We start from the raw sequence: 11699 nt of genomic DNA on the forward strand, positions 1-11699 counted from the left end.
CACTAATTTAATCAAAGACAACAGCCCTTCAATGATCAAAAACTATTCCCAATTCTTCACGCCTAAAACTGACAAAATGAAGGCAGACAGGAACAGAAGCCCAGACAGATAATGATCTTTCATAGGAGTTCATATGCCTTTGTAAAAACATCATCGGAATATGGCTGCTTACCGCTCCTGTGCTGAGACTAAACACCCAGCAGCCCGTCAACAATCATTATGTAACCTTCCATAACAAAAAGCGCTTATAATATGCAAAATTCCTTGCTTTCATGAAATGCCTTAATTATCTGCTGGAGGGAATAGCAAAAACAACATAGCTTCATACTTTTACTTGAACTGTTATTCCTACAACACCACTCCAAACAAAATCTAAAAACAGCTCTATTTTATACAAAAATTATCATATTTTCTTTAAATTCTTGTAATAAATAAGATGAAGCCTGAAAATCATCAAATCAAGCTGAAGAATAATTCCATTCTTGAGCCTTATCATCACCAAAAAGATTCTGTAATAGCTATTTAGTATTGGTTTATATCATGCTTCACTCTTCTAATTCTGCCAGTGCAAACATTGGCAGAGCATGATTTACATTTTGCCATTAAACAAACTAAAGAACCTACTGAAGCAGCAAGACTCCATTTCACAATAGCAAAAAACACTGGTACGACAGAAACTAACATTAACGTGATTCATGAAGCTTATTTCTCTTCAATGGTGAAAGAAGCTAGAGAGGTTAGTGTATTTTTTGATCTCAACTTGAACATTCTAAATACTATTTTCAAAATGGCAGGAATATTTTTTATCTCCTGCGGTGTAAGAAGTACTACATATTGAAGCCTCACTGTTATGGTAAGGCATTTAACTAATCATAGAGAAATGATCTACAAAGTTAATTCTTTACATTTTATATTAACTAAATTAACATTAATTTCATAAATCAATGATGATTTTTTTCAAAGATACATCTTTAACTTAAAGATGCAACCTACAAGGCGAAAAAACTTACTATATTCTGCCATGCGGAAGAGAGTAAATGTGTCTTTAAGTATGATGAGGATAGTCATTTAAGCGGTAGGGAAAATATATGAGTAATAAAAAATATAAAACGGTTATCATTTTAGGTGCTGGGCCCATTGGATTGTTTTCTGCTTTTAAAATATTAGAAAACAACTTTGCTGACAACGTACTGGTTTTAGAAAAACGGTTAACTTCAGTTCACTCACTTAAAGGATGGGCTGAAAGGTCAATGGTCGTACAATTCCACAGAAACCTTTTTTCTCTTCCAACTCTTCCAGAGATGACACCAAAATGCCCTCATGGGGTACTTAAAGAAGATTATGAAGAGCATCGGAAAAAGTATCATGACTTAGATCATATGAGTATCAAGAATATACAATGTACCATATTAGAGCATATTGAAAAATATTATAAAAATCGTTTTTTCATGATGAAAATGAAAGAAATGTCTTCTGATAATAATGTCATTTCTATTTCTGTAGGATCAGACAAGAACGAAGGCAATAAAATTTTAGAAAATTTACAACCAGAGTTCATTTTGGATGCAACTGGATATCATTCTGTTTTAATGAATAAAACAATAGGAATTAATTTTGAGATTGAAAATGAGTATGGTTCAGCGCTAAAAATAACATGGCCAGAACATGAAATTAATCATGTTGAAATTAAGGAAATTGAATTCCATGATTGCCATGAAAATACACTTTTTTTCAGTGAAGGAAATTCATCTGTAGCTGAGTTTTCTTATCCCTCAGATGAGTTTAATGATTTTTTTGAGGAATGTGGATATTCCATAAATCCTAAGGGAATAAAAGTTCCATTTTTAAAATTGGACAAAACACCTTTTTCAATTAAATTGCCTCCATTTTTAAAAAAGATTACCTCTCTCCAGAAAGAACACTGTTTATATAAACGAGCAGTAGAACTATTCAGTACGATTAAAAAAGGGAAGTTGCATGGTATTAATGGGTTAGATTTCATCAATTACTTAAAAGGTTTTAATTGGTTAGAAGCAGATAATCTTGCCCTAGTCATTCGTAAAATAATAAATAAAGAAACCACTATAGAAAATCTATATACTAATCTAGAAGAAAATACTTTAGATTTAGAGAAAATCAGAATTGTTTTTGTACCTTCTAGAGCGGAGCGGTGGTTATCAACAAATAAAGTACAAACAAATATTAAACTTATATATTCGAATGAAGATAATGACCATGATTCACATAGCCAAGTACACTCAGTGACAGCCTGTGCTGTAGGTGATAGTTTGAGCAGTACGGATTTTCGGCACGGATTGGGCATCAATCGAGGACTCCACTCTGCAACAAGATTATTTCAAGATAAATTAGATCCTGAATTAGTAAGGCGTGAATTAGTTCAAAATAGCTACTTTATGTTAGATAACCCAAATGATGACGCATTGTTTAAGCGGGCTATTTCATGTAGAGATTGGCTTATTCATGAATAAGTGTTAACTCAAGGTACATATATGTATATAGAAATATTAATCATAGTATCCGCATTGGTTGGAAGTATTCTATCCGGGCTCTTTGGCGGTGGTGCAGGTCTCATTTTTACACCAACAATTTATCTATTTTTATCCCATGCAAATCCAGGCTCCAGTCATATTATGCAAACAAGTATTACAACGATGATTGCATCTTTGATGGTATCCGGGTTAGTGGCTATTTTTAAACATCACCGGTACAATCACATTGATTGGAATGTTCTAAAATGGTCAGCACCGTTAGTTATAATAGGTTCGGTGCTGGGGTGCTTTGTTATGAGCTATATTTCAAGTCAGGTGGCTATATATTTTTTTTCTATAGCAACATTATTGTTAGCTATAAGATCAACACAGAAACTTGCTTCACACGCTTCTACAAATAATATAAATGTTACTCGCAGCGGGTCATTTCGTTATTTAGGGAGTTTTATTTTAGGATTGATATCAACTTTATCTGGATCAGCTTCATTTGCTGTTCCGTACTATGAAAATATCGGCTTGAATATAAAAAAATCCATAGGTACAACAACTGTTGTAGTCTGGCTTTATTCTATATTTGTGCTTATTTTTATGATATCACTTGGCTTAAATCAAGATAATTTACCACCAGGAAATATAGGTTTTTTGAATTATAAATACCTATGGTTATTTATGATACCAACAATACCGGGAGCATTGCTGGGAGCTAAGTTAGCTAACATTCTCCCTGAACGAAAATTAAAAATATCCTTTACGATATTGTTGTATGTCATTGGGGTAAGTATGCTTATTTCATAATATACGCAATTAACATGAAGATGTGCCTTGCAAGACGAAAGAGACGCATCTTCATATACTGAATCTGAATGCGCTAAAATTATCTGGAAGTTAGTCATTTTTTAAAAAGAGGTTTTTATGAAATCATTAGATCTTTTTTCTCTTTAAGCTTTCATTTAGATATACATGGATAAAATTCCAATGGATAACCAATACACCTGACGCAATCCCTGCATAAATTAACAATGTACTGTAAATCAATGTCATTATCTCTCGTTATTTCTCCAGTATCATTTAATAAGAAATCTTGTAGTAAGCCACGCATTTTGTGTTAACACGATAGAGGGAATGTTCTCACTCCAACAAATCAATGAGCATTATTATACAAAAAATCATCTTTTGAACTCATTTAAAAAATAAGCCATATGAATTTTTTTGTTATCAATCAGTAAATTATAAAAATAACCCAAAAGAGCCATCAAGGAATTTACACCAAGTGAAAAAAGATAATACTATTATTCTTTGTTTTTAGTTATAATCAGGAAAATCATAAACTGTAAAAATTATTTTTTAAAAATAACAAAATATGAAAATAGCCATATTACGTAGGAATGGACTTGGTGATCTCATTTGTACTCAGCCATTAATAAAGTTTTTACAAGAAAAATATCAAAACGCTGAAATAAGTTTGTTTATCAACCCTGATAATATTGAGCTTGCCCATTATTTAATGCCCGGTATAAACATCAATGTTATCCCTAAAGGGAATAAATATTTGGCTGTTTTAAGAACAGCATTAAAATTTCGAAAGAATAGATTCGACATCGCAATCTCAGCTAAACCAACCCCGATGAAATTAAATAATCTATTCTTATGGCTATTGGGGGCTAAAAATCGTTATGCTGTTGTTTCAGATAAACATTGGCATTCTAAATTAATTAACAATCCTGTAAAGCAAGAACAAGTTAATGGTTACCATCAGGCATTAAAAGTATTACGCACATTTTCACCTAACGAGACAAAATTATCTCCATCAATTCTTCCCTGTATTACCCTTGAAAAAACAAATCAGGTCACTGATTTAGATTTCCCTACTATTTTATTTTCCGTTTCTAACAACCGTAAAAATAGTTTGATAAACAATGAAAAGCTCACATTAATAGCACAAAAAATACATGATTGTTATCCAAACGCAAAATTCGTCATTTCCTCACTTAAGCATGATATTTTTTTAGCGGAAGATTTAAAGTCCCGCATAGGAAAACATTGTGAGATTGTTATATCCAATTCTCTCGATTCTTTTTTAACTTTATTGGATAATATGACCCTAATTGTTGTGGGGGATGGTGGGATATGTCATTTAGCTGCCGCACTGCAAAAAAAACTTGTCGCTCTTTATGGCGTGACAAGACCTGAAAACTGGGCGCCTTTAGCAATTGAAAATCATTGTATAACTTTGTACCATCCTGAAAATGTTAATAATATTTATTTGAAGAAAATATGTTCATCTATTTTTTCTTTACTTGAAAACAAGAAATAACTCCATGACAAATAAACTCGCCATCATTTAAGGTGGCGATGATTATAAAATATAAGGGGCTGTCCTAGATAACTGAGAGCATCTAGGATAGTTCCAAAATGTTAGCCAACTCATGGGATGTCATGAGTACCCGTATCGCAGAACAAAACAGTGTAATAGAAATAGTAACAACCAGTACAGGGATATCTTGGAGATTAGGCTATCCTGACAATCAATTAGCCAATAGGAAAATCATCATGAAAGTGCTTGATTTGATTATCTCCAGCACTGATCTACCTGTTACTGCCAATATTAAAGATAGTTTGTTAAGCGATAGTTAAAATATTGTCAGCCTCACCCAGAATTTATATTCTGTCGGATGTGCTGGCATTAATATTGAAGATTCTAAAAATAGAAAATCATTGTCAATAGAAGCAGGTGCGGAATGCATTTCATCCTTGCGTGCCGCTGCCAATAAATTAAATTATGATTTATTCATCAATGCTCGCATAGATTCCTGGTTATTAAATGAAAGCCGTGATCCAGAATATTTAATTACCCGTTCCAATGCTTATCTTTTATCTTTCTACTGGCGCAGATTGTATTTTTATTCCCGGACTGGCTGATTTAAATGTCTGTAAAGTCATTAGCTCACAAATTAATGGTTCACTGAATATCATGGTTCTCTCTAATACTTCAAATGCAGAAGCATTTTTCGCTGCGGGTGTGAATCGAATTTCAGGGAGTGCTTTTTTTTGCTGAGCAAGCCTATGGGGTTACCCCATCTGAGGTGAAAAGATTTTTATCTGAAAGTGTTTTATTATCTAATGATCAGAAAAAATTAGGTTACATGGATTTGAATACCATACTGGCTGCCAAAATATAATAATACCCCATTTATTACAAATAAATGGGGTTAAAAATAAAGATTATCTAAGAATACGCGGTCCATTTGGCAATAAATAAGATAGTTCTATTTTTCGCAGATAAAACTCCTGCGAATTAAAATGGTTACGCTCCTGAAAGGAAAATGTTTCTGCATTCATATATTCACGGTAAGTTTGCATCAAGGTGAGTGCTTGAATAATCTGTTTATTTTCTATATAAATTTCAATGGATTCACTTAACAATGCATAAATATTGTTAAATTTATCGCCTCCTTTTGGCAATGAAGATAATTCAGCTCTACGCTGCCATATTGGATCTTCTTTCAAAAAAGCTGACTCTTTTTTCTGTGTCGATAACCAGAAGCAAATTCTATCTATTTGTTGATTAACACCAAAAGAAGGCGGTGAGATTAAAGTTTGCACAGCCATTTTACAAGCATCATCATATTGTTCCATTCTGATATATTGGTTTGTTAATAAAGCTGCCGCCTCTGTGTATTCAGGTAATCTCTGTATAGCTTTCTCTAAGAAATGAATGGATTGAATTAATTCACCTGATTGCAGTAAATGGCGGGCTTCAATCAAACACGCCTGAGGTGATGCACTATCTTGTTGATAATCTGGGTGATCAGGATAATCCCCATCTTCTTCATCTAACTCTGATGCTAGCTGTAAAAATAATGCTAATGATGAAAATGCCGGTTTTATGCTGCCTTCATCATGCCAGAATTCAGTGACAATCGGTTCAGACTGTTCATGACCTATCGGCCAATATAAAGCAAATTTATCTCCATTTCCTAATTGATATTCTTCAAAAGAAATTAGCCCCAAAGGAAAATGTTCAGCATATTCATTATCTGTATCAATAGAAACCTGAGTTATCTCAGCGGGTAATATTAATCCCATTTATATACCTATAACATAAGAAAATTGAGGCTATATCACGATTATGATTATAAACAGTTTTAGTTTACCTCACCTTAAAGGTGAAATAGCTTTTTAATATTAAAAAAACAAACACATACGATTAATAAAACTGCCCTGAACTGTGTTACTAAAATCTCAGATTATTAACAAATATAATAATAACATGAAATATAATAAATTTATCGGAATATCACAAAAAATAATTAGAAAAATAGTTTTAATTAGCTCAATATAAAATATATTTATCTTGAATAATGACACCATTTAGCCACATAATCTTTTTCAAGAGATCATTTTTCTATCGTGAAATATGCGATCTTGAAGATAAGGTATTATTATTGATACCCATTGGATTTCAAGATGCAGCCAACAAAGCGGCAACTTGAAAGACGGAAAATATATATTAAACATCAGATAGTGGCATCTGGTATGAGTCAACCATTCATTTCTCATTCAGAGCAACAAGATAATCCTTGTATAAATTGTGGGGCTTGTTGCGCATTTTTTCGCGTTTCTTTTTATTGGGCAGAAGCCGAAGACGGAGGAGGTACAGTTCCTGTTTCTACAACAGAAAAACTGAATCATTTTATGCGTTGCATGAAAGGCACAAATGAACTTCATCCACGGTGCATTAATTTATGTGGTGAAGTCGGTCAATCCGTTTTTTGCTCTATCTATGACAAAAGACCTTCTCCTTGCAGAGAATTTTCCCACGCTTGGGAAACTGACGACTACAATGAGCATTGTGATAGAGCCAGAGCCGCATACGGCCTTCCTCCATTGCCTAAACCGTAAATATCAATATATTGCCTGCCCATTAATTAAGCGCCAAAGAATTTTTAGAGAATAATGGCAGGCTATTTTCTGTCATAAATGTCTGTTCCAAATTGTGACATCACTGGAGGTTGCCATCACGATAAATTCACCATTCCATGAAAAACCACAACAAGTTATATAATCTGATGAAATATGGTAACAGCCAGCTTGAAAACGCGCTGTAAAAGGAGAAGAGTTCAATTGACAAAAATAGAGTTCTTCAATTGGCCAATTTTAGGCAGTGCGTTCCAATGTTTCACCGTACTGATTTGCTAATGGTAAGCCTCCGCCACATAAACCGGCTATTGTAACCGTTTCATTGCTTATCGGGCCAATGCCCTGACATGTTAATTCATGCGCATTATACCAATCCCCATCGTCTTCACAATCTCTTGCCAATCGTTCTCCGATAGTGCAATCAATAACACTGCGGCCTGATGAAGAAATAATGAGCAAATGGTTTGTTATCCGGGAAAAACCGATCTCTGTCAGCCCTCCCACTGCAATAGTCGCAATAAAATTCCAACCGGGAGGGACTGTTACAGAAGGAATTTCAGCCAATAAATTCACTAAACTACACCTACTATCATCATCATAAACACTCATTTATTTCCATCCATTATATGAGTTTGCCATTACAAATAATGAAAATGTTAATCATCCCACATCATTAGTACAATTAAAAAACCAAATTTTTCAGCGAAATACCAAAGAGAAACTGTTAATTTCATCACAGAAAACTTAATTTCTAAAAATTATAGTTTCAACTGTAATTTTTCATTACAGCAGAATGAATTATCGCTGTGCAATTTATGAACGCTATTTCATGAAAGTATCAGGATGAAAAATGATGTCTGCTTATATATCTAAGGGGTATATCCCACAAACTTGTGAATCTTTGCCACATTATCTAACTAAAAATCTACCTACAACAATTTCACCGGGAGGTTCTCCTGAAACGTGGAAAATAGAAGAAGTCGGCGATGGAAATCTCAATTTAGTCTTTATTGTTTCCGGGACAGAAAAAACGATTGTTGTAAAGCAGGCCTTACCTTATGTTAGAGCAGCAGGAGAATTATGGCCACTTTCTCTCTCCCGTTCATATTTTGAATACCATGCTCTGACTGAAGAGAATAAATTTACCGGAGAGTATGTTCCCGATGTCTATTTTTATGATGAGGAAATGGCGCTCTTTGCGATGGAGTATTTATCGCAACATATCATTCTACGTAATTGCCTCATTGCTGGAGAAAAACTTCCCCATCTTGCGGAAGACATTGGTAAATTTCTCGCCAATATGTTATTTCATACCTCCGATCTTCATTTACCTTGTAAAGAGAAAAAGGATCTGACAGCCCAATTTGCCGGTAATCATGAACTGTGCAAAATCACTGAAGATCTCATTTTTACAGAACCTTATTTTAATGCGAAACGAAATAGTTGGTCCTCTCCCCAACTTGATAATGAAATTGACTTTATTTGGCAAGATCGGGCACTGATTCAGGCTGTTATGTTTTATAAATATCAGTTTATGACACAAGCTCAGGCTCTATTGCATGGTGATCTTCATTCTGGCTCTATCATGGTGACACCAGATTCCACCAAAGTTATTGATCCAGAATTTAGCTTTATGGGACCAATGGCATTTGATATCGGTAACTATTTCGGCAATTTGTGGATGGCCTATTTTGCTCAGCCCCCTTTGCGTGAAACTCACGCACAATGTGTCGATTATCAGATGTGGATTTTAGAACAAATAGAAACAACATGGTCCGTATTTGAACATCATTTTCGTCAATTATGGGTTGAGAAAGAGACAGGAGATGCCTACCCCGTTGAACTTTATCAACAAGGTACATTCGATTCGTCTTTCCTGAAAACCGCACAAAATGATTTTTTATCTACTTTATTTAAAGACACACTTGCTTACGCAGGATTAGAAATAAACCGCCGTATCATTGGCTTTGCAGGTGTCGCTGATTTCGCACAGATCGAAAATCAGGATCAGCGCGCCACGTGTGAAAAAAGCGCGCTGAAATTGGCGAGAGAATTGATTGTAAATAGGGAGAAATACCACAATTTTTCTCTGATTAAACGTTATATTGCCCAATGTTAAGAGACTGATATGAAAATTAATGATACCCATTACCGCTCTGTCTGGCTTGCTGACGATGGTCATACTGTTGAAATTTTCGATCAGACCAAACTGCCTTTCGAGATACAGATCATTCAATTACGCACGATGAAAGATGCTGCAACGGCAATCAAAGAAATGTGGGTGCGGGGAGCGCCTTTAATTGGCGCTGTTGCTGCCTATGGCATGGCTCTGGCAATGCGTCAGGAAAGCAACGATAAAAATCTTCAGCAAGCTTACGATGCTTTGGTGACAACTCGTCCGACTGCGATTAACTTAAAATGGTCCTTGGATCGTTCATATCGTGCCCTTGAACATATCAAACCTTCATTGCGCGAAGAAATAGCTTATCGTATTGCCAATGAAATCGCGGATGAAGATGTAGAATTGTGCCGCAAAATTGGTGAGCATGGGTTAAAAATAATCCAAAAGATCGCAGCAACCAAATCAGTAGATGAAACGATCAATATCCTGACTCACTGCAATGCTGGCTGGCTTGCAACAGTAGATTGGGGAACGGCTTTGGCACCTGTTTACATGGCACATGATGCAGGGATCAAAGTGCATGTTTGGGTTGATGAAACCCGCCCGCGTAATCAGGGGGGATTAACCGCTTTTGAATTGGGCTCACATGGTGTGCCACATACATTAATTGCAGATAATGCGGGCGGGCATTTAATGCAGCATGGTAAGGTGGACCTCTGTATTGTCGGCACAGACCGTACAACAGCCCGGGGTGATGTGTGCAACAAGGTTGGTACTTACCTGAAAGCATTGGCAGCCAAAGCCAATCAGGTGCCTTTTTATGTTGCCTTGCCATCCCCTACTCTGGATTTTTCCGTATGGGATGGCGTAAAAGAAATCCCGATTGAACAACGTTCAGGGGAGGAACAATCTCACGTGTATGGCCTGACACCTGAAGGGGGTCGAAGTTGGGTCAATACTGCACCATCCGGAACTACCTGTGGAAATTATGCCTTTGATGTCACTCCCGCCGAACTGGTAACCGGTTTGATCACTGAACGTGGTTTCTGCAATGCCACTGAAGAAGGATTGCGGATGCTTTTCCCTGATTTGTGCGGTAAGCCATCATCCTGACCTTCCAAGGTAAGAAAATAATGAATAAAGAACATATCGCCCAAGAAATTATAGAAACATGCCTAAAAATGAACGCACTTGGGTTAAATCAAGGCACATCGGGCAATATCAGCGCTCGCTATCAAGACGGTTTTTTAATCACACCAAGCGGCATACCCTATGAAAAATTGACTCCTGAGCAAATTGTGTTTATCAATAATGAAGGGGAATATGAGGCAGGGAAAATACCTTCAAGCGAATGGCATTTTCATCTCTCCTGCTATCAATCCCGCGATGAACTCAATGCTGTTGTCCATAATCATGCTGTTAATGCCACCGCTGTTTCAATACTTAATCATGCGATTCCCGCCATTCATTACATGATAGCGGTCACAGGAACTGATCATATTCCTTGCATTCCCTATGCGACTTTCGGAACAACCGAATTGGCTGAGCGGGTACGGGAGGGGATCAAGCACAGCAAGGCATTACTAATGCAACATCACGGTATGATAGCCATGGAAATTAACCTGCAAAAAGCACTGTGGCTGGCAAATGAGGTTGAAATACTGGCAAAACTGTATTTAAAAGTGCTTCCGATTGCGGGCAATATACCTGTACTTTCGCAGGCAGAAATACAGCGAGTATTGGAAAAATTCAAAAATTACGGACTAAAAACAGAATAGCAACGTGCATTCAGAAAACAGGCGCCTATTTTCCAAGAGGCCAAGGAGATAGGCTGATTAATGGAAAAATTTCAACTTCTGATTTTTCACAGATATCAATTTGTTGGGACTGGACTCAGGCGTTTTGCTAGTGAATGGTGTTTTATGGAAGGGCATTTTAGAGAAGTGTCATTTAGAGAATCAAGGCATTGAGATGAAGTGGTGGGCGATACCAGATTCGAACTGATGACCCCCTCCTTGTAAGGGAGATGCTCTACCAACTGAGCTAATCGCCCACTTCATGTCATCATACCTGAATGGTGGGTCGTGCAGGATTCGAACCTGCGACCAATTGATTAAAAGTCAACTGCTCTACCGACTGAGCTAACG

11 protein-coding genes, 1 tRNA gene and 1 pseudogene are annotated in these 11699 nt (G+C 36.2%); 10 read left to right on the forward strand and 3 right to left on the reverse strand.

Annotation, left to right across the window (positions count from 1 at the left end):
* The first annotated feature begins 574 nt into the window (after positions 1-574).
* From Xsze_RS18580 to Xsze_RS23405, 6 genes and pseudogenes are all read left to right on the forward strand, one after another.
* Positions 575-838 (forward strand): hypothetical protein, encoded by a 264-nt coding sequence (locus tag Xsze_RS18580; protein WP_038237016.1) that lies wholly within the window; start codon positions 575-577, stop codon positions 836-838.
* A gap of 250 nt (positions 839-1088) precedes the next feature.
* Positions 1089-2489: a hypothetical protein gene (locus tag Xsze_RS18585; RefSeq protein WP_038237020.1), complete on the forward strand. Its 1401-nt coding sequence runs from the start codon at positions 1089-1091 to the stop codon at positions 2487-2489.
* Positions 2490-2510: 21 nt separating this feature from the next.
* On the forward strand, positions 2511-3305 hold the full coding sequence (locus tag Xsze_RS18590; RefSeq protein ID WP_038237023.1) for a sulfite exporter TauE/SafE family protein: 795 nt from the start codon (positions 2511-2513) through the stop codon (positions 3303-3305).
* A 565-nt stretch (positions 3306-3870) separates the two neighbouring features.
* Positions 3871-4824: a glycosyltransferase family 9 protein gene (locus Xsze_RS18595; protein WP_084616199.1), complete on the forward strand. Its 954-nt coding sequence runs from the start codon at positions 3871-3873 to the stop codon at positions 4822-4824.
* A gap of 98 nt (positions 4825-4922) precedes the next feature.
* Positions 4923-5429: pseudogene (locus Xsze_RS22880) on the forward strand (isocitrate lyase/phosphoenolpyruvate mutase family protein).
* Positions 5371-5565 (forward strand): isocitrate lyase/phosphoenolpyruvate mutase family protein, encoded by a 195-nt coding sequence (locus Xsze_RS23405; RefSeq protein ID WP_071991768.1) that lies wholly within the window; start codon positions 5371-5373, stop codon positions 5563-5565. The pseudogene Xsze_RS22880 and the gene Xsze_RS23405 overlap by 59 nt, the downstream one beginning before the upstream one ends.
* 167 nt (positions 5566-5732) lie before the next feature.
* Here the strand turns inward: Xsze_RS23405 and Xsze_RS18615 are convergent, their stop codons facing one another.
* Entirely contained in the window at positions 5733-6596 is an 864-nt protein-coding gene (locus Xsze_RS18615; protein WP_038237035.1) for a tetratricopeptide repeat protein, read from the reverse strand.
* A 450-nt stretch (positions 6597-7046) separates the two neighbouring features.
* On the opposite strand from Xsze_RS18615, the gene Xsze_RS18620 reads away from it, so the two are divergent.
* Positions 7047-7412 (forward strand): YkgJ family cysteine cluster protein, encoded by a 366-nt coding sequence (locus tag Xsze_RS18620; RefSeq protein WP_099139163.1) that lies wholly within the window; start codon positions 7047-7049, stop codon positions 7410-7412.
* A gap of 255 nt (positions 7413-7667) precedes the next feature.
* Here the strand turns inward: Xsze_RS18620 and Xsze_RS18625 are convergent, their stop codons facing one another.
* Complete coding sequence (locus tag Xsze_RS18625; protein WP_141557187.1) at positions 7668-8039, reverse strand: hypothetical protein; 372 nt, start codon at positions 8037-8039, stop codon at positions 7668-7670.
* Positions 8040-8283: 244 nt separating this feature from the next.
* Between Xsze_RS18625 and mtnK the strand changes: the two genes are divergently transcribed.
* Genes mtnK through Xsze_RS18640 form a run of 3 tightly spaced genes read left to right on the forward strand, consistent with a single transcriptional unit; the run spans position 8284 to position 11330 of the window.
* The gene (gene mtnK / locus Xsze_RS18630; protein ID WP_038237037.1) at positions 8284-9549 is read left to right on the forward strand and encodes an S-methyl-5-thioribose kinase; all 1266 of its coding nucleotides are present in this window, start codon (positions 8284-8286) and stop codon (positions 9547-9549) included.
* A 9-nt stretch (positions 9550-9558) separates the two neighbouring features.
* Positions 9559-10665, forward strand: coding sequence for an S-methyl-5-thioribose-1-phosphate isomerase (gene mtnA, locus Xsze_RS18635; protein ID WP_038237039.1), 1107 nt, complete (start codon positions 9559-9561; stop codon positions 10663-10665).
* A gap of 20 nt (positions 10666-10685) precedes the next feature.
* Positions 10686-11330, forward strand: a complete 645-nt coding sequence (locus tag Xsze_RS18640; protein WP_038237042.1) for an L-fuculose-phosphate aldolase — start codon at positions 10686-10688, stop codon at positions 11328-11330.
* A gap of 199 nt (positions 11331-11529) precedes the next feature.
* Here the strand turns inward: Xsze_RS18640 and Xsze_RS18645 are convergent.
* Positions 11530-11605 (reverse strand) — tRNA-Val (locus Xsze_RS18645).
* Positions 11606-11699 lie beyond the last annotated feature (94 nt).

This window comes from Xenorhabdus szentirmaii DSM 16338, from assembly GCF_002632585.1.
Classification (GTDB): Bacteria; Pseudomonadota; Gammaproteobacteria; order Enterobacterales; family Enterobacteriaceae; genus Xenorhabdus; species Xenorhabdus szentirmaii.